The sequence below is a fragment of the Pseudomonas sp. BIGb0381 genome, assembly GCF_024809815.1.
Taxonomy (GTDB): domain Bacteria; phylum Pseudomonadota; class Gammaproteobacteria; order Pseudomonadales; family Pseudomonadaceae; genus Aquipseudomonas.
Genome location: NZ_JANUEN010000001.1, coordinates 18,461 through 41,153 on the forward strand (window position 1 = coordinate 18,461; position 22,693 = coordinate 41,153).

Here is a 22,693-nt window from a genome sequence, read left to right on the forward strand (position 1 = left end):
AGGTCAGGTCAAGAAGTGCCACAGCACCAGCGTACCGACCAACCCGACGACCGAAACAATTGTCTGCAACACCGACCATACCCAAATCGTCTGCTTCAGCTGCAAGCCAAAGTACTCGCGCACCATCCAGAACCCCGCATCGTTGACGTGGCAGAAGAACACCGAGCCGGCGCCGATCGCCAGCGCCACCAGTGAGCTTTGCGTCGCCGCCAACCCGGCCATCATCGGCGCGAGGATGCCGGCGGTCGTGGTGGTGGCGACCGTGGCCGAGCCGGTGGCCTGGCGCAGCGCCACCGCGATCAACCAGGCCAGCAGCAGGTACGGCATGTGCGCGCCTTCGGCGACTTTGCTGATGGTCTGGCTGACGCCGGCGTCGAGCAGGGTTTGCTTGAGGCCGCCGCCGGCGCCGATGGTCAACAGCAACACGGCGATGGGCGCGAGGGCCTTGCGCAGGGTGTTGCCGACTTCGGCGCGCGGCATCCCGGCGGCCCAGCCCAGGCAGATCACGGCGGCGATCACCGCCAGGCCGAGGGCGATCAGTGGTTCGCCGAGGAATTTCAGAGTCAGGCCCACGCTGCTTTCCGCTGGCAGCGCGACTTTGGCCAAGGTACTGCCGAGCATCAGAATCACCGGCAACAGAATGATCAGCAATGACACGCCAAAGCTCGGCTGGCGCGGAGCCTTGGGCGGGGCGCTGAACAGCGCGCCGATGTCGGCCGGCTCATCCACATGCAGGCGCTTGGACAGCCAGTTGCCATAGAGCGGCCCGGCGAGGATCACCGCCGGCACCGCCAGGCAAAAGCCCAGCAACATGGTCAGGCCCAGATCGGCGTGCAACGCGCCCACCGCAATCAGCGGCCCCGGGTGCGGTGGCATCAAGGCGTGCAAGGTGGTCATGCCCGCCAGCGCCGGGATGGCGATTTTCAACAGCGGCTGGTTCGAACGTTTGGCCATCACAAAGATGATTGGCACCATCATCACCAGGCCCACTTCGAAGAACAGCGGCAGGCCGATCACCATCGCCACCAGCGCCATCACCCATGGCAACGACTTGCCCTTGCCCAGCCCGAGCAGGGTGGTGGCGATGCGATCGGCCGCGCCGGATTCTGCCATCAGCGCACCCAGCATCGAGCCCAGCGCAATGATGATCCCGGCTTCACCGAGGATCGCCCCGGCGCCCTTGCTGAAGGCCTTGGCCACCTCTTCCGCTGGCAGCCCGGCGCCGACCCCGGCGATAAAGGTGCCGATCAGGATCGACAGGAATGGCGGCAACTTGGTCGCGCTGATCAGCACGATGATGCTGGCGATGGCCAGTAGTACGCAGAGCATGAGGCGGGTGTCGTGAACCATCCACGCGGCAGTCGATAACGCCAAGGCGGGACTCCTTATCGAACAGGTTGGGAAAATTGTTTCTTTTTGTTTCCTGCCCCAAAAGCATACCCGATAACGCCCGCCGCAGAGCCATTGCTGTCGGATTTGTAATCTTTGCTCCACCGCTCTGATAAGTCGCGAACGCTACATTGCCCCCGCTTGGACTTCTTGGGCGTGGAACTCTCGTATGGCAATTTCCGTTAAAAAACTCTTGGGCGCGACGCTGTTGTGGGGAGCTGCCAGCATTGCCCAGGCACAAACCCTCACCCTCGACGCCGCCCTGCAAACCGCCTTCGCCAACAACCCCGACCTGGCGGCTGCGCAATGGGACATCGAGATCGCCGAGGGCGGTCGCCAGCAGGCCGGGCTGATCCCCAATCCGGTGGCGTCCTGGGATGCCGAAGACACACGTCGCGATACGCGCACCACCACCCTCAAGCTAAGCCAAACCCTGGAGCTGGGTGGCAAGCGCGGTGCCCGCATTGACGTAGCGACGCGTGCCCAGGACGCCGCCGCACTGACCTTGGAACAGCGCCGCAATACGTTGCGCGCCGAAGTGATCGACGGCTACTACGGTGCCCTGCGCGCCCAGGAACGTCTCGACCTGGCCCAGCGCTCCCTGGCCTTGGCCGAGCGCGGGCTGGTGGTCGCCAACGGCCGCGTGACCGCCGGCAAATCCTCACCGGTGGAAGCCACACGGGCCCAGGTGCAACTGTCGGAGATCCGCCTCGAATTCAACCGCGCGCAAATGGGCCTCACCGACGCCTATCGCCGCCTGGCCGCCAGTACCGGCAGCGCGGCGACCGACTTCCAGGCCGTCGCCATGCCAAGCCACTCCACACCGCCGTTGCCGTCCGCCACGCAACTGTTGGCGCGCCTTGAACAGACCGCCGAACTGCGTCTGGCCGAACTGCAGATCGTGCAGAACGAAGCCAGCGTGGGCCTGGAAAAAGCCCAGCGGATTCCCGACCTGGATGTGTCCATTGGCAGTCAATACGACGCCAGTGTGCGCGAGCGGGTGAACCTGGTCGGTGTATCGATGCCGATTCCGTTGTTCAACCGCAACCAGGGCAACGTACTTGCCGCCACGCGCCGTGCCGACCAGGCCCGCGACCTGCGCAACGCTGCCGAATTGCGCCTGCGTACCGAAACGCGCCAGGCCCTGGACCTGTGGCAAACCGCGAACACCGAAGTGCGCGCATTCAACCAGCAGATCCTGCCCGCCGCCCAAAGCGCGGTGGACAGCGCCACCCGCGGCTTCGAGATGGGCAAGTTCAACTTCCTCGACGTGCTCGACGCCCAACGCACCCTGATCGCGGCGCGCACCCAATACCTTGCGGCCACCGCCCAGGCCACTGATGCCTGGCTGCGCATCGAACGGATTTACGGCGACCTCGCCCGGTTTTGATTTTTTCTGGAGTGCCTTATGAACAAACGACACGGCGTGGCGCTTGCCGTCGCCTTGGGCCTGATGCTGTCCGGCGTTACCAACGCCGAGGAAGAAGAAGGCACGCTCGAGCTGACTGAACAGCAAATCCAGGCCGCCGGCATCGAACTCGCCGAGGCCCAACCCCGGTCGATCAGCACACTGCTGACGCTGCCGGGGGAGGTGCGTTTCGACGAAGACCGCACCTCGCATATCGTCCCGCGTGCGGCCGGCGTGGTGGAGTCGGTGAAGGTCAATCTTGGCCAGGCAGTGAAGAAGGGCGAGCTGCTCGCGGTGATCGCCAGCCAGCAGATTTCCGACCAGCGCAGTGAGCTGGCGGCCAGCGAGCGTCGGGTTGAACTGGCGCGTATTACCTTCCAGCGTGAACGCCAGTTGTGGCAGGACAAGATCTCCGCCGAGCAGGATTACCTGCTGGCGCGCCAAACCCTGCAAGAAGCCGAAATCGCCTTGAACAATGCCCGCCAAAAAATGACCGCACTTAGCGGCAACACCGTGCTGGTCGGCGGCAATCGTTACGAACTGCGTGCGCCGTTCGCAGGCGTGGTGGTGGAAAAACACCTCGGTGTCGGCGAGGTGGTGAGTGAGACCAGCAATGCCTTCACGCTTTCTGACCTGTCACAGGTGTGGGTCACCTTCGGCGTATTTCCCAAGGATTTAAACAAGGTCCGGCTCGGCAAACCGGTGAAGGTCAGCTCCACGGAAATGGGCACCGATGTGCAGGGCACCGTGGCCTATGTCGGCAATTTGCTCGGCGAGCAAACGCGTACCGCCACTGTGCGTGTGACGGTGCCAAACCCCGATGACGCCTGGCGTCCAGGGCTGTTTGTCACCGTGCAACTGGCCACGGACACCTACCAGGCCAAGGTCACCGTGCCGCAAGCGGCGATCCAGACCGTCGAGGAAAAACCGTCGGTATTCGTGCGCACGCCAGACGGTTTTATCACCCGCCATCTCGAACTGGGCGCCAGTGAAAACGGCTACGTCGAAGTGCGCCAGGGTCTGGAGGCCGGTGCCCAGGTGGCTACCACCGGCAGCTTCATCCTCAAGTCCGAATTGGGCAAGGGCTCGGCCGAGCACGCCCATTGATCCTGCGAGTGATTTCTCATGTTTGAGCGCCTTATCCAATTCGCCATCGAGCAGCGCATCATCGTGCTGCTGGCGGTGCTGTTGATGGCCGGTGTCGGCATCGCCAGCTATCAGAAACTGCCCATCGACGCGGTGCCCGACATCACCAATGTGCAGGTGCAGATCAACTCGGCGGCGGCCGGTTTTTCGCCGCTGGAAACCGAGCAGCGCATTACCTTTCCCATCGAAACCGCGATGGCCGGTTTGCCGGGGCTGCAGCAGACCCGTTCGTTGTCACGCTCCGGCTTGTCCCAGGTGACGGTGATCTTCAAGGACGGCACCGACCTGTTCTTCGCCCGCCAGTTGGTCAACGAGCGCCTGCAGGTGGCCCGCGAGCAATTGCCTACGGGGATCGAAACCGCGATGGGGCCGATTTCCACCGGCCTCGGGGAAATTTTCCTGTGGACCGTGGAGGCCGAAGAGGGCGCCCGCAAGGACGACGGCACGCCCTACACGCCGACCGACCTGCGGGTGATCCAGGACTGGATTATCAAGCCGCAACTGCGCAACGTGCCCGGTGTGGCCGAGATCAACACCATCGGCGGCTTCGCCAAGGAATACCAGATCGCCCCGGACCCCAAGCGCCTGGCGGCCTACAACCTGACCTTGAACGATCTGGTCACGGCACTGGAGCGCAACAACGCCAACGTCGGCGCCGGGTACATCGAGCGCAGCGGCGAGCAATTGTTGATCCGCGCGCCGGGGCAGGTGGCGTCCATCGACGACATCGCCAATATCGTCATCACCACGTCCGACGGCACGCCGATCCGCGTGCGCAATGTCGCCCAGGTCGAGATCGGCCGTGAGCTGCGTACCGGCGCCGCCACGGAAAACGGCCGCGAAGTGGTGCTGGGCACGGTGTTTATGTTGATCGGAGAAAACAGCCGCACCGTGTCCCAGGCGGTGGCTTCCAGGCTCGAACACATCAACCGCTCGCTGCCCGAAGGCGTGGTGGCGGTTACCGTCTACGACCGCACCAACCTCGTCGAAAAAGCCATTGCTACTGTGAAGAAAAATCTCTTCGAAGGTGCGCTGCTGGTGGTCGCGGTGCTGTTCCTGTTCCTCGGCAATATCCGCGCGGCGCTGATCACCGCGATGGTGATTCCCCTGGCAATGCTGTTCACCTTTACTGGCATGTTCACCAACAAAGTCAGCGCCAACCTGATGAGCCTCGGCGCGCTGGACTTCGGCATTATCGTCGACGGCGCAGTGGTGATCGTCGAGAACGCCATCCGCCGCCTGGCCCATGCGCAGCAGCGCCATGGTCGCTTGCTGACCCGCAGCGAGCGCCTGCACGAGGTGTTCGCGGCGGCCAAGGAAGCGCGGCGTGCGCTGATCTTCGGGCAACTGATCATCATGGTCGTGTACCTGCCGATCTTCGCCCTCACCGGTGTGGCCGGGAAGATGTTCCACCCCATGGCGTTTACCGTGGTGATCGCGCTGCTGGGGGCGATGATTTTGTCGGTGACCTTCGTGCCGGCGGCGATTGCGCTGTTCGTCACCGGCAAGGTCAAGGAAGAAGAAAACCTGGTGATGCGTACCGCACGCCGGGCCTATGCGCCGGTGCTGGACTGGGTGATGACCCGCCGGCCGCTGGTGTTCGGTCTGGCCGTGCTGACCATCGTCGCCTCGGGCGTGGTGGCCAGCCGCATGGGCAGTGAGTTTATCCCCAGCCTCAGTGAGGGCGACTTCGCCCAACAGGCCCTGCGCGTGCCCGGCACCAGCCTGACGCAATCGGTGCAGATGCAGCAGCAGCTGGAAAAAACCTTGATGGCCCAGGTGCCGGAAATCGAGCGGGTATTTGCACGTACCGGTACGGCGGAAATCGCCTCCGACCCGATGCCGCCGAATATTTCCGACAGCTACGTGATGCTCAAGCCGAAGGATCAATGGCCAAATCCGAGCAAGTCCCGCGAAGCCCTGATCGCCGATATCCAGCGCGCCAGTGCGATTGTGCCGGGCAGTGCGTACGAGTTGTCGCAACCGATCCAGCTGCGTTTCAACGAGCTGATTTCCGGGGTGCGCAGTGATGTGGCGGTGAAGGTATTTGGCGACGACATGGCGGTGCTCAACACCACCGCCGCAGACATTGCCGAGACCTTGCAAGGCCTCGAGGGGGCTTCGGAAGTGAAGGTCGAACAGACGTCCGGCCTGCCGGTGCTGACCATCAATATCGACCGTGACAAGGCCGCGCGCTTTGGCCTGAATGTCGGCGATGTGCAGGACACCATTGCCGTCGCCGTCGGTGGGCGCCAGGCCGGTACGCTGTACGAAGGTGACCGCCGCTTCGACATGGTCGTGCGCTTGTCCGACGCGCTGCGTACGGATATCGACGGCTTGTCGCGGCTGCTGATTCCGGTGCCGGCGCTGGCCGGGAATGCGGCGGGGCAGTTGGGGTTTATTGCCTTGTCCCAGGTCGCCAGCCTGGACCTGGTGCTCGGCCCGAACCAGATCAGCCGCGAGAACGGCAAGCGCCTGGTGATCGTCAGTGCCAACGTGCGCGGGCGGGATATGGGGTCGTTCGTGGAGGAGGCCGAGGCGGCGATCACGGCGCAGGTGAAAGTCCCGGCAGGTTACTGGACCACATGGGGCGGCCAGTTCGAACAACTGAAGGAAGCCTCCGAGCGTTTGCAAATCGTGGTGCCGGTGGCCTTGCTGCTGGTGTTCGGGTTGTTGTTCATGATGTTCAACAACCTCAAGGACGGGCTGCTGGTGTTTACCGGGATTCCGTTCGCGTTGACCGGTGGGATCATGGCGCTGTGGCTGCGCGATATTCCGCTGTCGATCTCCGCAGGCGTTGGCTTTATCGCCTTGTCCGGCGTGGCGGTGCTCAACGGCCTGGTGATGATTGCCTTCATCCGCAACCTGCGCGAGGAAGGGCGCTCGCTGTCGGTGGCCATCCACGAGGGTGCGCTGACTCGCCTGCGCCCGGTATTGATGACCGCACTGGTGGCCTCCCTGGGGTTTATCCCCATGGCCCTGGCCACCGGCACCGGCGCCGAAGTGCAGCGTCCGTTGGCGACGGTGGTGATCGGCGGGATCATTTCTTCTACGTTGCTGACCTTGCTGGTGCTGCCGGCGCTGTACCAGTGGGCGCATCGCAAGGAAGAGGAAATACCAGGCTGAACCGTGTAAACCGGCCTGGCTGGCTGCTGACGTCGGCGTGCCCCTGATGCAGGTGCATGATCGACTGCACAATGGCCAGCCCCAGCCCGGTGCCACCTTCGGCGCGGGTACGGCTGCTGTCGGCGCGGTAGAAACGTTCGAACAGATGCGGCAGGTGGTGCGCTTCGATGCCACGCCCGGGGTTGCCCACCGACAACGACACGCTCTGGTCGTAGGTCTCCACCAGCAGCAGCACGCTGGAACCTTCGGGCGTGTGGCGGATGGCATTGGACAGCAGGTTGGAAATGGCCCGCTGGATCATCAGGCGATCACCCGTCACCCAGGCGTCGCCGCGCAGGTTGAGGGTCACGTGTTTGTCTTCGGCGCTCAGGGCGAACAGTTCCATCACCCGTTGTGCTTCCGCGCCCAGCGACACCGTGCCGAACCCGGCTCGCGCCGCCGGATGGCTGACTTGAGCGAGAAACAGCATGTCGGAGACCATGCGCGACAGGCGCTCCATTTCCTCGGTGCAGGATTCCAGTCCGGCCTTGTATTCCTCACTGGGCCGTTCACGGGACAGGGTCACCTGGGCCTTGCCCATCAGGTTGGTCAGCGGTGCACGCAGTTCGTGAGCGAGGTCGTCGGAGAACTGCGACAACTGCTGCACGCCGGCGTCCAGGCGATTCAGCATTACGTTGATGCTTTGCGCCAACTCGCCCAGCTCCTTGGGCAGGTTGTCGATGGATAAGCGGTGTGTCAGGTCCTGGGTCGTCACTTGGGCGGCGATATGGCTGAACTGCTTCAAGGGCGCCAACCCGCGTTGCACCAGCCCCCAGGCGCCCATGCCGATAAGAATCAGCAGCATCGGCAGGGCGATGAGGGTGGCGCGCAGGTAGGCACTGAGCAGCGCCTGGTCATCCCTGCGGTCCAGCGACAGCAACACGCGCACGCGCTCGCCGCTGGCCAGGCGCATCAGGCTGGAGGCACTGAGTACCTGGTTGCCGTCTTGGTCTTCCCAGTTGAGGTAGCCGAGGGTTTCCCGGGGGGAAAAGTCGGTCAGTAACGGTTCCTGGGGTTTGGCGCCGACACTGAGCAGCACGGCGTTATCGGGCGCGGTGCCGACGATGGTCAGGTAGAAATTGTCATGGCCCATCACCAGGTCCAGCAACGAGTGGGGGCGGGCTTTGATTCCGTGGGTGTCCAGGCCCATCGCCAGGCTGTGCTGGATCTGTTCCATCTTGCTTTCCAGGCCCTTGCGCGCGAGCTTTTCCAGCTCATGGGTCAAGGCCAGGTAGGCCAGGGTCGCCAGCAGCACGACCAGCCCCGCGCCCATCAGGCTGACCGTCAGCCCCAGGCGCATCGACAGGCTGCTGGTCCTCATTGGCGTGCCTCCAGCACATAACCCACGCCGCGAATGGTGTGGATCAGCTTGACCTCGCTCTGGTCATCGACCTTGCCGCGCAGGCGGCTGATGGAGACCTCGACCACGTTGGTGTCGCAGTCGAAGTTCATGTCCCACACCAGGGAGATGATCTGCGTGCGGGTCATCACTTCGCCGGCCTGGCGCATCAACACATGCAGCAGGGCGAACTCCTTGGTGGTCAGGTCGATGCGCCGGTCGCCGCGATAGGCGCGATGACGACGCGGGTCCAACTCCAGGTCCGCGACGCGCAGCACATCCGGCAGCGGAATATGTTCGCTGCGACGCAGCAAGGTGCGCACACGAGCCAGCAGTTCGGGGAACTCGAAGGGTTTGACCAGGTAATCGTCGGCGCCCATGTCCAGGCCCTTGATCTTGTCGGCCAGGCGGCCACGCGCGGTCAGCATCATCACGCGCTGGTTGCCGTCACGGCGCAGTTGCTCAAGTACTTCCCAGCCGTCGGTGTTGGGCAGGTTGACGTCGAGGATCACCAGTTCATAGGTGTGCTGCCTGGCCAGGTGCAGGCCGTCGATGCCGCTGGCGGCGCAATCGACGACGTAGCCACTTTCGATCAGGCCTTGCTGCAAGTAGTCGGCGGTTTTCTGCTCGTCCTCAACCACAAGGATACGCATGGGGATTTACCTTCAAGGAAAACGAAAGGAGATGGCCTCGTAGAGGCTGAATAGGCTGTAGGAAAACTCTGAAGCCTGAAGTAGCTTTAAGGTCAAGCCGCGTCAGGCCAGTGCGACGATTCGTCACTGACCGGGCACACAAAAAAAACGCCCCGGCTGGGGCGTATAAAATTCATCTCTGTTCCAAAGGAGCTACACAAAAGCTGCAGAGATGAGATGTGTTCGATGCGCAGTATAAAAAGTGCAACTTAACGAGAAGGTGAGGCCGATATTACAGTTCTGACAGACTTCAACCTGTGAAGAGATGTAGGGCATCGGCAAGTGAATGTAAGTGCGTCTTAAAGAATCGCCAGTGGGTATTCGACAATCACGCGGACTTCTTCAAGGTCGGACTCAAATGAACTTGAACGCACGGTGGCCTGGCGCAGCCGCAGCGATAAATCCTTCAAGTTGCCGCTTTGCACCACGTACTTGGCTTCGATATCCCGCTCCCAGCGGCGTTGGTCGGTGAGCGGATCGCCGGCGGCATCGCGGCGCATATACACCGCGTTGGCATTGCTGTAGTCGGCGCCGGTGCCCTTGCCGTAGCGGGTCATGAACGACAGGCCGGGAATGCCGAATGGCTGCATGTCCAGGTCGTAGCGCAGCATCCACGAGCGCTCCTTGGGCGAGTTGAAGTCGCTGTACTGGATTGAGTTGTTGAGGAAAATCGAGTCCGACTGACGCAGGTAATCGAAGTCGTCATCGCCGTTGTTGCGCTGGTGCGACACAGCCAGGCTGTGGGCGCCCACCTTCACGCCGAGCCGGGCGCTCCAGATGGTGTTGTCGAATTCACCCAGCAGCTTTTTGCCTTCGTCCACAGCCTTGTAGTAGTTGACGTCGCCGAACAGCGAGACGTCTTCGTTCAGCGGGTAACTGGCGGCGCTGCCGACGTAGTACTGGTCCCAGGCGTCCTTCAGGCGGCTGCTGTACAGGCTCAGGCTCAGGTGTTTGTTCACGGTGTAGTCGCCGCCGAAGTAGCCGATCCAGGGGGAATCGACCGGACCGGCGTAAAACGTTGCGAACCCTTTGTTCATGCCGCTTTCGTTGGGTTGGCTCATACCGCTCAGGCGCCCGCCCTGCAAGGTCAGGCCGTCCAGGCTGGTGTTCTGCAGGGTCACGCCACGGAAGCTTTCCGGCAACACCCGCGAATCGCCGTAGGCCACCACGGGGGTCAGCGGGAACACGTCGCCGGCCTTGATCACCGTGTCCAATACCCGCAGTTTCGCCGCGCCGCCGACTTTGCTGTAGTTGTCTTCGGGATGGTTGTTGCTGTCCACCGGCAGCACGCCGAACGAGCCCTTGCCGCCGCTGCGGCCGGTGCCCGAGTCGAGTTTCACGCCGACCATGGCGAAGGCGTCCAGGCCAAACCCCACGGTGCCCTGGGTAAAGCCGGATTCGAATTTGCCGATCAGTCCCTGGGCCCAGGCTTCGGAATAGCCATTCCCGGTGGGGCTGGATTGGCTCTTGCGGTCATCGCGGTTGAAGTAAAAGTTGCGCGCCAGCACGTTCACGCTGCTGCCCTCGATAAACCCTTCAGGTTTGTCTTCCGCGGCCACGGCTGCCAGGGGCAATGTGGCGATCAGTGAAAGGGGAAGGGTGTAATAACGGATCCGCATGTTTCGCTCCTCGGTATTGGCAGTTATCAGCTTCTTATGGAGGCGGGCGTTCTTATTGATCTGGCCCGGGCTGATAGTTGCAAACCGTGGATAACGATTGGGTGGCGTGAACATTACAATTCTGGAAGCTCGCCACCACCTAACAAATAAGTAATGTTCTGGTGAACATCGCGTCAGGGTTCGTTCGTTAGTCTCGGCACTGAACTTTCAGTCGAGGAACAGGTGATGAACTTTTATAAAATCGCTCTGGGTGTATTAACGGCCGTCCTGTCTTTCGGCGCATTGGCCGAAGGCGGCGGTGATCGCACCTTTGCCCTGATGATGGAGCGCAATGAAAAGGCCATGGCCGATTACGCCGTGAGAAACGGCAAGCCGGTGCCTCAAGTGCAGGCCTATCGCTATGGAATGAAGCTGGACATTGCCAAGGTGGTCAACGTGACGCCGCCGATCCGCGCGTGCAACACCGTGCCTTCGCGCATGACCTATGAAGACTCCAGCGGCAAGCTCACGACTTTGGAGTACCAAGTCATGGGCGTGTGTCGAAATAACGGCAGTTAAATGTGCTAGCGCTCAACGCGTAGGGCGGTTCGCTAACCAACTGTCGAGCTGATCCATAGGACTCATGCTTAATGTCGCCTGCTGCCCGAACCTCACAACCAGCAGACCTATGACCTGTTCCTCGGCGAAGTGGTCGCAGCCTATGCCGATGAGCGGGTGTTCAGCGAAGGCCACCGGCACTTCGAAGGGCATGATGAATTACGGACTTTGCATCATGTGGCGGGAGGGCATTTCCTGACCATCGGCGAGCCCATCGATGGGCACTCGCTCTAAGCGTACTCAGCGTCCGAGCATCTTCACCCAACGCGACGGCGGCATACCGTAGGTGCTGCGAAATTGCCGGGTCATATGACTCTGGTCGGTGAAGCCGGCGATCAGCGCGGCGTCCACCAGCGACTGTCCCTGCGCGAGCAGACTGCGCACCAGGTCCAGCCGACGCATCGTCAGGTAGCGGTAGGGGCTGGTGCCGAACAGCACGCGAAAATCCCGCGACAATGCCCAGCGGTCGCGGCCGGCGTGGTCGGCGATTTCATCCAGGGTGATGCTGCGGCCCAGGGCGCTGTGGATAAACTCCCGGGCGCGTTCGGCGGCGACGTAATCGAACGCCTTGCGGCTGACGAGGGCGCCAGCGGCGTTGCTCAGCGCGTGGGCCAGGTCGAACATCGCGTCCTGTTCCTGCAACGGGTCAATCGGATGATCGAGGTTCTGCAGCAGCACTTCGCTGGCGCGGAACAGCCTGGGGTCAGTGGATAAACCACTGGGGATAAACGGCAACGGCTTGCCGCCGAGGATCTGCTGGATCAGCGACGGCTCCACGTAAATCATCCGGTACTTGAAACCTTCGTCACTGCCGGCGTGGCCGTCGTGGGTCTCATCGGGATGGAGCACCATGGTCGTGCCGGGCAGGCTGTGGATCATGTCGCCGCGATAGTGAAAACTCTGCACGCCAGACAAGGTACGCCCGATGGCGTAGGTGTCATGGCGATGCGGGTCGAAGGCAAAGCCTGCAAAGTACGCCTCGATACGGTCCAGGCCGCTGGCATGCGGGGCACGGTGCAGCCAGTCGAAGTTGCGGGTCGGTTTGCCCATGGCGGCTTGTCACAAGGAGAGGTGGAAATACGTTAACCCAGTCTGCAACCCTTGTCTGCCGGGGTCTTGTACGATTGTGCGGGCGGTGGGCGAGGTCTATGCTCCTTGCTCGTGCCCTGCGCTGATGGAGCTGCCCAATGGAATTTATCAACCCCGCCTACGTGGCTCCCCTGGTCTCGCTGGCCCTGCTGTGGACAGTGGCGGTGGTGACGCCCGGGCCCAACTTCTTCAACACGGCACAGTTGGCTGCCAGTTGTTCGCGCCGCCATGGCGTGGTGGCTTCGGCGGGCGTGTCCACTGGCACGATCATGTGGGGGCTGGCGGGTGGCCTGGGCATCAAGTCGCTGTTTACCGCCGCCCCCATGTTGTACCTGGCGTTCAAGATCATCGGCGGCTGCTACCTGATTTACCTGGGGCTGAAACTGTTCAAACGCTCGGCGCCAGCCATGGGCCAGAGCGTGTTGCCGGACGAAGCGCGCCGCTCGTTGTTTTCCGCCTGGCGCCTGGGGTTGCTGGGCAACCTGTCCAACCCCAAGGCCGCGTTGTTCGTCGCCACCATCTTCGCCTCCACCATGCCGCCGTCGCCGTCGCCGATGCTGCTGACCCTGGCGGTGATCACCATGGCCACCCTGTCGTTCAGCTGGTATTCCTGCGTGGCCCTGGTGTTTTCCAGTGCGCACATGGCCAACCTCTACAGCCGCTCGCGCAAATGGCTCGACCGTTTTGCCGGCGGTTGCTACGTGTTGTTCGGCGCACACCTGGTAGCGAATCGCTGACCGTCCGTGGTAAGAAGCCTTACTTTCGACAGTGAGGCCGAGTCATGAGCAAGGTGCGGGTGGGGATTATTTTTGGTGGTCGTTCGGCCGAGCACGAAGTCTCGTTGCAGTCGGCGCGCAATATTGTCGATGCACTCGACCGCACACGCTTCGAGCCAGTCCTGATCGGCATCGACAAGGCCGGCCACTGGCACCTCAACGACACCTCGAACTTCCTGATCAACCAGGAAAACCCGGCACTCATCGCCCTTAACCAATCCAACCGTGAACTGGCGGTGGTGCCCGGCAAGGCCAGCCAGCAGGTGGTGGAAACCTCCGGCAACGGCCTGCTGGCACACATCGACGTGATCTTCCCCATCGTCCACGGCACCCTCGGCGAAGACGGCTGCCTGCAAGGCCTGCTGCGCATGGCTGATCTGCCTTTCGTCGGCTCTGACGTGCTCGGCTCGGCGGTGTGCATGGACAAGGACATCAGTAAACGTCTGCTGCGCGACGCCGGCATTGCCGTGACGCCGTTCATCACCCTGACCCGCAGCAACGCCGCGCGTATTTCCTTTGACACTGCGGTGAATAAACTCGGCCTGCCAATGTTCGTCAAACCGGCCAACCAGGGTTCTTCGGTGGGTGTGAGCAAGGTGGGCAACGAGGCTGAGTACCACGCCGCGGTTGAACTGGCCCTGGGTTTTGATCAAAAGGTGCTGGTGGAATCGGCCGTGCGCGGCCGCGAAATAGAATGCGCTGTGCTGGGTAACGAAAACCCGGTCGCCAGCGGCTGCGGCGAGATTGTGGTGAGCAGCGGTTTCTACTCCTACGACAGCAAATACATCGACGGGCAGGCGGCCCAGGTGGTGGTGCCGGCTGATATCAGCCATGAAGCCAGTGAGCGGATTCGCCGCTTGGCCCTCGAGGCGTTTGACGTGCTGGGTTGCGCGGGGTTGGCGCGGGTCGATGTATTCCTGACCGACGATGGCGAAGTGCTGATCAACGAAATCAACTCACTGCCCGGCTTCACCCGTATCAGCATGTACCCCAAGTTGTGGCAGGCGGCGGGGATGAGCTACAGCGAGTTGGTGAGCCGGTTGATCGAGCTGGCGTTGGAGCGGCATGCGGGGCGTAAGGGGTTGAAGATCAGCCGTTGATCCTCAGGGAGTGGCCAGTAACGCCATCAGGCGTTACTGAGGACTTCCCGAAAAACGTCTGGTCTTATGGCCGCAATATGTAGCAGTGAGCGTGCTGCGCCGGAGGGGGAACGACGCCCCTGTTCCCACTCTTGAAGGGTTCTTACCGAAACCCCCAAAAGCTCGGCAAATTTGGGTTGCGACAGTCCTGTCTTGCTTCTTGCTTCGGCAGCTTGAGTGATTTCGATCTGCTGCACGGCGCCGTAGCGTCCTGCTTTAACATCCTGAATAGCGCTCAGTAATTCTTCGCCGATATTGCGTTTGGCGTCACGTTCCTTCAGTTGTTTATCAGTGAGTGGCATGGTTCATCTCCTTCGCAATTTTGTACAGGATGTGCGCTGGAATATTCTCCGTAGCGCCCTTGCCGTAAATCAGTAGGGCTACTATTGCTCCGCAAGCCAATTGAGTGGTGTAGATGACTCGCACTGCCCCCCTTTTGCCCTGACCCTCCAAGCACCAGCGTACTTTTCGGCAACCGCCCGAGCCAGGAATAACATTCCCGGCATCGGGATGGCTGGCAAGAAACGCCATGAAAATACCCTTTTCATCTTCGCTCCAATAGTCAGGCCATAGTTTGCTGAACAATGGAGATTCTATGATCGTTAACACGAGAAATTCTACGTCTTTGACGTAGCCCCTGGCAAGAAAGTGCGGGCCAGAAAATCGCAGGTGAAAAGGCGCCGCTCAAGAGGGGGTTTATCGCAAAAAATGACATGGCATTTTGCGATCTGAAGACATGTAGAGGATTTGAGAAAGAGTGTTGTAGGCCTTCTCGTGTCAGTCTGTACGAGCAATCCACGAATAAATCAACGTCTTCGCTTCCTCCGGCTGATGCGTCCTTCTGCGGTAGCTGGCAAACGTCGGCGACGTGCAGTAGGTGCACACCTCGCTCACGTCGATCTGCTCACGCTTGACGCCCGCCGCTTGCAGCAGCAACAACCCATACCCGCTCAAGTCAAACCACGCACTGCCTGCTTGCCGTGCATGGGGCGGGGCCATCTGCGGGGATTGCAGCGGTGCCGGTTGCACGAAGCTCCACGGTGCCTGGGCGTGTTGCCACAGGTGCCCTTGGTCACTCTGGAAGTCGGCGATAAAGCCTTCGCTCACTTCATAACAGCACGGCTTGATCGATGGGCCGATAGCCACTTGCAGCTGGTCGGCTGCAATCCCTTCGGCGGCAAAGCGCTGCATGACGTTGGCGATAATCCCGCGTTGCAGCCCCTTCCAGCCGCCATGGACTGCGGCCACCCGTTCGCCCGTTTTCGACGCGAACAGAATGGGCAGGCAATCTGCGGTGATCACCGCGATCGGGTGAGCGTGGTGCGTCAACACACCATCGGCCTCGATCGTATTGGCCACCTGGCCCGCCTGCCATTCAATCACCGAGGCGCTGTGCACTTGCTTGCAGATGAATACTTCATCCGGGCGCAGCGGGTCGTCGATCGAACAGAAACCGTGGTCGATGCCAGGGATGGCAGCGAGATTTTCAGCCTGGTGCAAGGGATTCCCTCCGTTCACTAAAGTCAGTCGCCGAGCGCTTCGCCTTCGCGCCGAGGGTCGGCGCCGCCGCTCAGCGACACCTTGCCCTGGGCGTCCCGCTTGAGCACGATGGCCTGGATACCGCTGGTCATGTCGATCTCGCTCAGCTCATGGCCCTTGTCCTTCAACGCCTGCTTCAGGCCTGGGCTGAACAAGCCCGCTTCCAGCTCGGTAGCCCCATTGCGGCTGCCGAAATTGGGCAGGCCGATGGCGGCTTGCGGGTCGAGGTTCCAGTCGAGCATCGCCACCAGGGATTTGCTCACGTACTCGATGATTTGCGAGCCGCCCGGCGAACCGACCGCGGCCAGCAACTCACCGCTCTCGCGGTCGAACACCAGGGTCGGTGCCATGGCCGAGCGCGGGCGTTTGCCGGGTTGCACGCGGTTGGCTACCGGCTGGCCGTTTTCTTCGGGGATGAATGAGAAGTCGGTCATCTGGTTATTGAGTAAAAAGCCCTGGACCATTACATGGGAGCCAAACGCGGCTTCCACCGTGGTGGTCATCGACACGGCGCCGCCCAGGTCATCTACGGCGACCACTTGTGAGGTGGAGATTCGCAGCGGCGAACGGTCCGGTGCGTACGCGACTTGAATACCGGCCGGTCGGCCTGGCTTGGCGATGCCCATGCTGCGCTCGCCGATCAGCGTGGCACGCTGTGCCAGGTAGTTCGGGGCCACGAGGCCGGCCACCGGCACCGGTGTGAAGTCCGCATCGGCCACGTACAGCGCGCGGTCGGCAAAGGCCAGGCGACCGGCTTCGGCGAGCAGGTGCACGGCCTCGGGCGTGGGTTCAAGCCCGGCAGGCGAGGCGCTTTTTATCGGTGTCATCGGCGCGATGGCCAGGCTTGGGTCGCGGGCTTCCAGGGCCTGCAATGTGCCGAGCATCTGCGCGACCGCAATCCCGCCTGAGGACGGCGGTGGCATGCCACAGACTCTCCAGCGCTTGTAATCGGTGCACAGCGGCGCGCGTTCCTTGGCGACGTAGCCCTTGAGATCCGCTTGAGTCAGGCTGCCCGCATTGCGGTTGCCCTGCACCTTGCGCGCAATTTCATCGGCAATCGGCCCGTGGTACAGGGCGTCCGGCCCTTCCTTGGCAATGCGCTTGAACACAGCGGCCAGCGCCGGGTTTTTCAGCCGTGTACCGGCGGCTTTTGGCGTGCCATCGGCATTCAGAAAGTAGGCTGTCATCTCCGGCGATTGCGGGATAAAGCGGTCAGCGGCGATCAGGCTGTGCAAGCGCGGTGAAATCGCGAAGCCCTGCTCCGACAAACGAATCGCTGGCTCGAACAGCTTGGCCCATTGCAGGCGGCCGGTCTTCTTATGGGCCATTTCCAGGGCCCGCAGCACCCCTGGCGTGCCCACCGAGCGCCCGCCGATCTGCGCGTCGGTGAAGGCCATCGGCGTGCCGTCGGTGTTCAGGAACAACCGCTCGGTCGCCCCCGCCGGGGCCGTTTCGCGGCCGTCATAGGCATGCACGTTTTTCCCATCCCACAACATGATGAACGCACCACCGCCAATGCCGGAAGATTGTGGTTCCACCAGGGTCAACACCGCCTGCATCGCAATGGCAGCGTCAATTGCCGACCCGCCCTGGCGCAACATCTCGCGTCCGGCCTCGGCCGCCAGCGGGTTGGCGGCGGCGGCCATATGGCGCTCGGCATGGCGGGTGCTGAGGTCGGTGCGATAGCCCGAGCCCAACTCCGGTGCCGGTGGCTGTTCGTTGACCGGCGTGTGGCAGGCAGCCAGGCTCAGGGCTGCCGCCATGAGCGACAGTTGGCGGAGGGAAATCGAAAACACGTGCTGAACTCCGTTCATTTTGCGAATGATCTTTTGTCCTGGGGGCGCTGCGGTTTACAGGTAAATCGTGCCTTGCATGTACAACACTGCCTTGCCGGAAATAATCACGCGGTCGCCCTGCAGCTCGCAGTGCAACTGGCCCTTGCGCTGGCCCCCTTGTTCGGCCGTCAAGTGCGATTTGCCCAGGCGCTCGGCCCAGAACGGTGCCAGCGAGGTATGCGCCGAACCGGTGACCGGGTCTTCATCGACCCCCACATTCGGCCCGAACCAGCGTGAAATAAAATCAAACCGCGTGCCCTTGGCGGTGACTGCTATCCCGCGCTTGGGCAAGCCCTTGAGCTGCGCAAAATCAGGCGTCAGCGCGGCGACCTGGGCTTCGTCGTCCACCAGCACGATGTAGTCATCGGTGCCGAACACGTCGGCGCTCTCGATCCCCAGGGCACTCAACATTCCAGCGGGCGGTTCGCAACGCTGTGGTTGCCGGGCGGGAAAGTCCATCGCCAGCTCATCCCCCTTGCGCGTCACCCGAAGCTCGCCGCTGCGGGTGGCAAAGCGCAGCACCTGGGGTGCGTCCGCCAGCGCGTGAATCAACACCCACGCCGTCGCCAGCGTGGCATGGCCGCACAGGTCGACTTCGACTTGCGGGGTAAACCAGCGCAACTCATAGAACCCATCGCGGGGCACGAAGTAGGCGGTTTCGGAGAGGTTGTTTTCGGCGGCGATATGCTGCAGTTGCTCATCAGGCAGCCACTCGGTGAGCGGGCACACCGCGGCAGGGTTGCCGCCGAAGGCATGTTGGCTGAAGGCGTCGACTTGATAGATGTCCAGTTTCACCGTGAAGCACTCCGTGTATGGGGAAGGCTGGACACTAACAGTGGCAAGGGAGGGCGTCAAAAACGGCCTACCTCGTGATAGGCCGTGTGGCTCAGGCAGTCAGAAGTCCCAGCGCGTGGTCAGCATGAAGTGACGCGGTGCGCCGTAGATGGCGGAGTTGTAGAAGCCCACGTTGGTGTAATAGGGCTTATCGAACACGTTATTGAGGTTCAGCGTGGTCGACAGGTTTTTCGTGAATTGGTAGCGCGTCATCAAGTCCACCACCCAGTAGGCCTCCTGGGAAAATTTCTCGGTCGTATTCCTGGGGCTGTTGTAGATGTCCTGCCACACCGTGTTCTGCCAGCGCAGGCCACCGCCGACGCTGACTTTGTCCAGCTCGCCCTTGAGCTTGTAGATCGTGAACATGCTCACCTGATCCTCGGGCTCAAAGGTCGAGACTTTTTTGCCGGCATCGTCGCGCACCACTTTGTGGGTGTAGCCACCCTGCAACTGCCAGCCTGGGGCGATTTCGCCGGACAGTTCCAGTTCATAGCCTTTGGTTGTCGCATCGGTGCCCTTGAAGGCAAAGTTGGGCGGTGTCGGCGTCTGGTTGTTGTACGCATCGTCGGGCAGGGAGCGGTTGCTTTCCTTCACCTCGAAGTACGCCAGGCTGGCGTTAAGGCGCCCATCGAGGAACTCACCCTTGAGGCCCACTTCATAGTTCTCGCCTTCGTCCGGGTCAATCAGCTTGCGGTTACGATCGAGGTTGTAGCTTTCCTGGGGCATGAAGACATCGGTGTAGCTGACATAGGCCGACAGGTTGTCCGTGAGGTCATAGATGGCCCCGGCATAGGGAATGAAGCGTCCGGTTTCACGGTAGGTGTCGGTGCTGCCGGTCAGGGTGTAGTCGACCACGCGCCCGCCGAGCAACAGTTTCAGGTCGTCGGTGAGGTTCCAGCGGGTGGTGACGTACATGCCGGTCTGGCGAATGGTGTCGTCGGTGACTTGGGAGGCCACGCCCCAGTCGGGCTTGGCCAGGTTGCCATGCCAGTTGAAGTAGTCGACCAGGTTGGCGGTGGGGAAGGTTTCGTCCCAATAACCCTTGCCCTTCCAATGGGCGGTGCTGATGGATCCACCGACCACCAGGTCATGTTCACGGCCGAGAAAATTGAACGGGCCGCTGATATACAGATCGGCCGAGTCGCTGGTGGTTTCGCCCTTGTAGCGCTGGGCGTTGATATTTGCGGTGCCGTCCGCCGCCGGCTGGTAGAACTGGATCGCACCCATCTGGGCGTCGTAGCCGTTGAGCTTGTGGTCCAGTTGCAGTTTGGTCACCCAGCCGTCGCCGAGGTCGTGCTCCAGGTTCGCGAACACCGTGCGGGTGTATTGCTGCCAACTGCTCCAGTCAGTGGCATTGCTGAAGGAGCGCTTGGCATTGTTCAACTCGCCGGCATAGTTGAACAGCGGGAAGCTGCCGGACCAGGTGGAGCCTTTGGGTTTGCTGTCCTGATAATCGGCGCCCACGGTGAGCAAGGTGTCGGGTGACAGGTCGAATTCGAGAATGCCGTAGAACACCGAGCTTTTGTTCGAGTAGCGGTCGACCCACGATTTGTTGTCCTGATAGGCCGCCACGGCACGCCCACGCACATTGCCGGTTTCGGTCAGCGGGCCGCTGACGTCCACTTCCGTGCGGTAGTGATCCCAGGTGCCCGCCGCCGTGGTGATGTGGCCGAGAAATTCCGCCGTAGGTTTCTTGCGCACCAGGTTGATGGTGCCGCCCAGGGAGCCAGCGCCGCTGAGCAGGCCGGAGGCGCCCTTGAGCACTTCGACCCGGTCATAGATCGCCATGTCGCTCAGGGTGTTGCCCGCCGAATAGGCCACGTTGCGCACGGCCGAGGGGATACCGTCGTACTGGAAATTGTTGATCGAAAAACCACGCGAGTAGTAATTGCTGCGGTCGGTGTCGTAGGCCGACACGGTAATGCCAGGGGTATGGCGCATCACGTCGTCGACACTGTCGAGGGCAAAGTCATCCATGTGCTGGCGCGTGACGACGCTGATGGACTGCGGCGTTTCGCGCGGGGTCAGCACCAGGCGCGTGGCCGTGGCGATGGTGCCCGGGGTGTAGGAACCGGTGCCTTCGGTGACTGTGCCCAACTGGTTGCTGATGACGGTGGTGGTGCCCAGTTGCAAGGCCGCGCCGGGTTGTTCGGTGCGGGTCAGCATGACTGCGTCAGGGCCGTTGCGCTCGAAGCTCAGGGGCGTGCCTTTGAGCAATCGGGTCAGCGCCTCCAGGGCGGTCATGCGGCCGCTGACGCCAGGCGATTCGACGCCTTGGGCCAGGTCAGCCGCATAGGCAATTTGCAGCCCGCTCTGCACACTCAATTGATCCAAGGCATTGACCAGCGACTGACGCGCGATGGCAAAGCTGCGGGTATCTGCTGCTTCACGAATGGCCGGTTTGCCCGCCGGTTCCACGGCAACCGCAGTGCTGCACGCCAGGCAGATGGCGAGCGCAAGAATGCTGCGGGCGTGGGTCGGATTGAGTGCTGGGAAGTGCATGTGAGCCCCGTTAGAAATAGGAATGATTTGCAAAGGCAAAGTTCTTGACGGGTTGAAGCTTCGAAAGCCGTAAAACTTTTTTCGACGGTGTCAGGTGGGCTGTGTCAGCGAATTACCAGGATGCCGCCAGGCAGGCGCTGGACCCGGGTTGAAGTGACTTTACCCAACGCCTGCACGATCGCCTGGGGATCATCCAACTGGTAATTGCCGCTGACCCGCTCCCCGGCGGCGGTATCGTTCAATAACAGGATCGGTGCGGGGTAATAGCGGCGGATTTCTGCCAACACCTGCGCCAGCGGCGCGTTCTGGAACGACAGCCGTCCGTTGATCCAGGCCATCTGTCGTTCACCACCGTCCAGGGACAGCGGTTGCAGATGCCCACCCAGCAACTGTTGCCAGTTGCCCGCCTGCAACAGGCTCTGTTCGCCCTTGCGGTTGGCGAAGCGTACCTGGCCTTGGCGCACGGCGACGGTGACGCCCGCGTCGCGCTGGCTGACGCTGAATTGCGTGCCGACTACGGTGACGCGGGCCTCGGTGGTTTCGATGCTAAGGGGGCGGTCTGAGTCATGGGCGGCTTCGACATAGAGTTCACCGCGCAGCAGCTTGATGCGGCGATGGGCACCGTCGAAAGCGATGCTGATGGCGCTGTGGCTGCCCAGCACGATGTGCGAGCCGTCCTCCAAGTCAAAGCGTTCCAACTGTGCAATGTCGGTCATGTGGTCAGCCTGCAGGCGCATCGGCACATCGGTCATCCAGCCGATGCCCAGCGTGATCAACACGGCAGCGGCGGCAGCCACGAAGCGTGTCTTGCGGTGCGTGGCGGCTTGCGGGGCAGGGGGCAACTCCAGGTCGCCGGCGAGGTTTTTCAAGGCTTGCTCGAAGGCACGGCTTTCCCACATCGCGGTCAGTTCCGCATACGCCGTGGCGTGCCGGGGATCCGCATCGCGCCACTGCTCAAAGCGCTGGCGGGTGATGGGGTTGCGCACCGTCTCATCGCGCTGGGCGAACCAGTCGGTCGCCTGCTTACGTATGGCATCGGGGATATCGGCACGATCAATCATGGTCGGTCGTTTGCTTGACGCAGGCAGTGAGGGCTTGGCGCAGATCTTTTTCCACCGTGCTCAACGACACCTGCAGACGTTGGGCGATCTCGCTTTGGGACAGGTCATGCAGTCGATGCAATACCAGGATTTGTTGCTGGCGTTTGGGCAAGGTAGCGAGCACCTGTTGAAACTGCAGCAGTTGCTGTTGGCCCTGGACCTGGCTCTCCGGTCCGGGTGCCGTGGTGGGCACCTCGACAACCAGGCTTTCGGCCAAATGGCACTCATAGCGCCTTTTGCTGCGCACACTGCGCAGATGATCAAAGGCCAGGTACTGCGCGGTTTGATAAAGAAACGGCTTCAGGTGTTCGATAGGGCGGGCGTACAGCGCTTTCGCCACCTTCAGGTAGGTTTCCTGGGCCAGGTCCTCCGCCTGGCTCGAACAGCCGACGACGCGCGACAGCATACGGATTAACGCACTGCGCTGCCCGATAAAAACGGCGCTGAGTTTTTCCTGATCCCCTGGCGTCCCTGTCTCCATGGCCCCGATACCCTGATGCGGCGTTGCGCGAATAGCAGGCATA

The 22,693-nt window shown here is 61.9% G+C and carries 18 protein-coding genes and 1 pseudogene; 7 read left to right on the forward strand and 12 right to left on the reverse strand.

What is annotated here, in order from left to right:
• Positions 1-3: 3 nt before the first annotated feature.
• Entirely contained in the window at positions 4-1,374 is a 1,371-nt protein-coding gene (locus tag M2397_RS00085) for a gluconate:H+ symporter (RefSeq protein WP_092489073.1), read from the reverse strand.
• Between the two features lie 184 nt (positions 1,375-1,558).
• On the opposite strand from M2397_RS00085, the gene M2397_RS00090 reads away from it, so the two are divergent.
• Genes M2397_RS00090 through M2397_RS00100 form a run of 3 tightly spaced genes read left to right on the forward strand, consistent with a single transcriptional unit; the run spans position 1,559 to position 7,069 of the window.
• On the forward strand, positions 1,559-2,779 hold the full coding sequence (locus M2397_RS00090) for a TolC family protein (RefSeq protein WP_259242108.1): 1,221 nt from the start codon (positions 1,559-1,561) through the stop codon (positions 2,777-2,779).
• An 18-nt stretch (positions 2,780-2,797) separates the two neighbouring features.
• On the forward strand, positions 2,798-3,904 hold the full coding sequence (locus M2397_RS00095) for an efflux RND transporter periplasmic adaptor subunit (RefSeq protein WP_167657050.1): 1,107 nt from the start codon (positions 2,798-2,800) through the stop codon (positions 3,902-3,904).
• An 18-nt stretch (positions 3,905-3,922) separates the two neighbouring features.
• Positions 3,923-7,069, forward strand: coding sequence for a CusA/CzcA family heavy metal efflux RND transporter (locus M2397_RS00100; RefSeq protein WP_259242109.1), 3,147 nt, complete (start codon positions 3,923-3,925; stop codon positions 7,067-7,069).
• Here the strand turns inward: M2397_RS00100 and M2397_RS00105 are convergent.
• From M2397_RS00105 to M2397_RS00115, 3 genes are all read right to left on the reverse strand, one after another.
• Positions 6,993-8,429: a heavy metal sensor histidine kinase gene (locus M2397_RS00105; RefSeq protein WP_184744900.1), complete on the reverse strand. Its 1,437-nt coding sequence runs from the start codon at positions 8,427-8,429 to the stop codon at positions 6,993-6,995. The two genes, M2397_RS00100 and M2397_RS00105, sit on opposite strands and share 77 nt — an antisense overlap.
• Positions 8,426-9,100 carry a heavy metal response regulator transcription factor gene (locus tag M2397_RS00110; RefSeq protein WP_259242110.1) on the reverse strand — a complete coding sequence of 225 codons (675 nt, stop codon included), beginning with the start codon at positions 9,098-9,100 and terminating at the stop codon, positions 8,426-8,428. The genes M2397_RS00105 and M2397_RS00110 overlap by 4 nt, the downstream gene beginning before the upstream one ends.
• A 338-nt stretch (positions 9,101-9,438) precedes the next feature.
• Positions 9,439-10,758 (reverse strand): OprD family porin, encoded by a 1,320-nt coding sequence (locus tag M2397_RS00115; RefSeq protein WP_259242111.1) that lies wholly within the window; start codon positions 10,756-10,758, stop codon positions 9,439-9,441.
• A 225-nt stretch (positions 10,759-10,983) separates the two neighbouring features.
• Between M2397_RS00115 and M2397_RS00120 the strand changes: the two genes are divergently transcribed.
• Positions 10,984-11,316: a DUF2790 domain-containing protein gene (locus M2397_RS00120; RefSeq protein WP_167654682.1), complete on the forward strand. Its 333-nt coding sequence runs from the start codon at positions 10,984-10,986 to the stop codon at positions 11,314-11,316.
• A gap of 72 nt (positions 11,317-11,388) precedes the next feature.
• Positions 11,389-11,589 (forward strand): annotated as a pseudogene (locus M2397_RS00125) (flavin reductase); the annotation flags it as partial.
• Positions 11,590-11,595: 6 nt separating this feature from the next.
• Here the strand turns inward: M2397_RS00125 and M2397_RS00130 are convergent.
• Complete coding sequence (locus M2397_RS00130) at positions 11,596-12,405, reverse strand: AraC family transcriptional regulator (RefSeq protein ID WP_131700442.1); 810 nt, start codon at positions 12,403-12,405, stop codon at positions 11,596-11,598.
• Between the two features lie 137 nt (positions 12,406-12,542).
• Between M2397_RS00130 and M2397_RS00135 the strand changes: the two genes are divergently transcribed.
• Complete coding sequence (locus M2397_RS00135) at positions 12,543-13,181, forward strand: LysE family transporter (RefSeq protein WP_259242112.1); 639 nt, start codon at positions 12,543-12,545, stop codon at positions 13,179-13,181.
• A gap of 44 nt (positions 13,182-13,225) precedes the next feature.
• Positions 13,226-14,320: a D-alanine--D-alanine ligase gene (gene ddlA / locus M2397_RS00140; RefSeq protein ID WP_145335607.1), complete on the forward strand. Its 1,095-nt coding sequence runs from the start codon at positions 13,226-13,228 to the stop codon at positions 14,318-14,320.
• A 26-nt stretch (positions 14,321-14,346) separates the two neighbouring features.
• Here ddlA and M2397_RS00145 read toward each other — a convergent pair whose 3' ends face one another.
• From M2397_RS00145 to M2397_RS00175, 7 genes are all read right to left on the reverse strand, one after another.
• Complete coding sequence (locus M2397_RS00145; RefSeq protein ID WP_090409699.1) at positions 14,347-14,661, reverse strand: DNA-binding transcriptional regulator; 315 nt, start codon at positions 14,659-14,661, stop codon at positions 14,347-14,349.
• A gap of 475 nt (positions 14,662-15,136) precedes the next feature.
• Positions 15,137-15,859: a peptidoglycan editing factor PgeF gene (pgeF, locus tag M2397_RS00150; RefSeq protein ID WP_131700438.1), complete on the reverse strand. Its 723-nt coding sequence runs from the start codon at positions 15,857-15,859 to the stop codon at positions 15,137-15,139.
• A gap of 23 nt (positions 15,860-15,882) precedes the next feature.
• The gene (gene ggt / locus M2397_RS00155; RefSeq protein WP_259242113.1) at positions 15,883-17,712 is read right to left on the reverse strand and encodes a gamma-glutamyltransferase; all 1,830 of its coding nucleotides are present in this window, start codon (positions 17,710-17,712) and stop codon (positions 15,883-15,885) included.
• A 36-nt stretch (positions 17,713-17,748) separates the two neighbouring features.
• Entirely contained in the window at positions 17,749-18,528 is a 780-nt protein-coding gene (locus M2397_RS00160; protein ID WP_131700436.1) for a PhzF family phenazine biosynthesis protein, read from the reverse strand.
• Positions 18,529-18,627: 99 nt separating this feature from the next.
• On the reverse strand, positions 18,628-21,069 hold the full coding sequence (locus tag M2397_RS00165) for a TonB-dependent siderophore receptor (protein WP_184744885.1): 2,442 nt from the start codon (positions 21,067-21,069) through the stop codon (positions 18,628-18,630).
• Between the two features lie 104 nt (positions 21,070-21,173).
• Complete coding sequence (locus M2397_RS00170; RefSeq protein WP_259242114.1) at positions 21,174-22,130, reverse strand: FecR family protein; 957 nt, start codon at positions 22,128-22,130, stop codon at positions 21,174-21,176.
• The gene (locus M2397_RS00175) at positions 22,123-22,650 is read right to left on the reverse strand and encodes an RNA polymerase sigma factor (RefSeq protein ID WP_131700433.1); all 528 of its coding nucleotides are present in this window, start codon (positions 22,648-22,650) and stop codon (positions 22,123-22,125) included. The genes M2397_RS00170 and M2397_RS00175 overlap by 8 nt, the downstream gene beginning before the upstream one ends.
• Positions 22,651-22,693 lie beyond the last annotated feature (43 nt).

Coding starts and splice junctions, on each gene's coding strand:
- M2397_RS00090 (WP_259242108.1), top strand. CDS start 1,559: ATGGCAATTTCCGTTAAAAAACTCTTGGGCGCGACGCTGTTGTGGGGA.
- M2397_RS00095 (WP_167657050.1), top strand. CDS start 2,798: ATGAACAAACGACACGGCGTGGCGCTTGCCGTCGCCTTGGGCCTGATG.
- M2397_RS00100 (WP_259242109.1), top strand. CDS start 3,923: ATGTTTGAGCGCCTTATCCAATTCGCCATCGAGCAGCGCATCATCGTG.
- M2397_RS00105 (WP_184744900.1), bottom strand. CDS start 8,429: ATGAGGACCAGCAGCCTGTCGATGCGCCTGGGGCTGACGGTCAGCCTG.
- M2397_RS00110 (WP_259242110.1), bottom strand. CDS start 9,100: ATGCGTATCCTTGTGGTTGAGGACGAGCAGAAAACCGCCGACTACTTG.
- M2397_RS00115 (WP_259242111.1), bottom strand. CDS start 10,758: ATGCGGATCCGTTATTACACCCTTCCCCTTTCACTGATCGCCACATTG.
- M2397_RS00120 (WP_167654682.1), top strand. CDS start 10,984: ATGAACTTTTATAAAATCGCTCTGGGTGTATTAACGGCCGTCCTGTCT.
- M2397_RS00130 (WP_131700442.1), bottom strand. CDS start 12,405: ATGGGCAAACCGACCCGCAACTTCGACTGGCTGCACCGTGCCCCGCAT.
- M2397_RS00135 (WP_259242112.1), top strand. CDS start 12,543: ATGGAATTTATCAACCCCGCCTACGTGGCTCCCCTGGTCTCGCTGGCC.
- ddlA (WP_145335607.1), top strand. CDS start 13,226: ATGAGCAAGGTGCGGGTGGGGATTATTTTTGGTGGTCGTTCGGCCGAG.
- M2397_RS00145 (WP_090409699.1), bottom strand. CDS start 14,661: ATGCCACTCACTGATAAACAACTGAAGGAACGTGACGCCAAACGCAAT.
- ggt (WP_259242113.1), bottom strand. CDS start 17,712: ATGAACGGAGTTCAGCACGTGTTTTCGATTTCCCTCCGCCAACTGTCG.
- M2397_RS00165 (WP_184744885.1), bottom strand. CDS start 21,069: ATGCACTTCCCAGCACTCAATCCGACCCACGCCCGCAGCATTCTTGCG.
- M2397_RS00170 (WP_259242114.1), bottom strand. CDS start 22,130: ATGATTGATCGTGCCGATATCCCCGATGCCATACGTAAGCAGGCGACC.
- M2397_RS00175 (WP_131700433.1), bottom strand. CDS start 22,650: ATGGAGACAGGGACGCCAGGGGATCAGGAAAAACTCAGCGCCGTTTTT.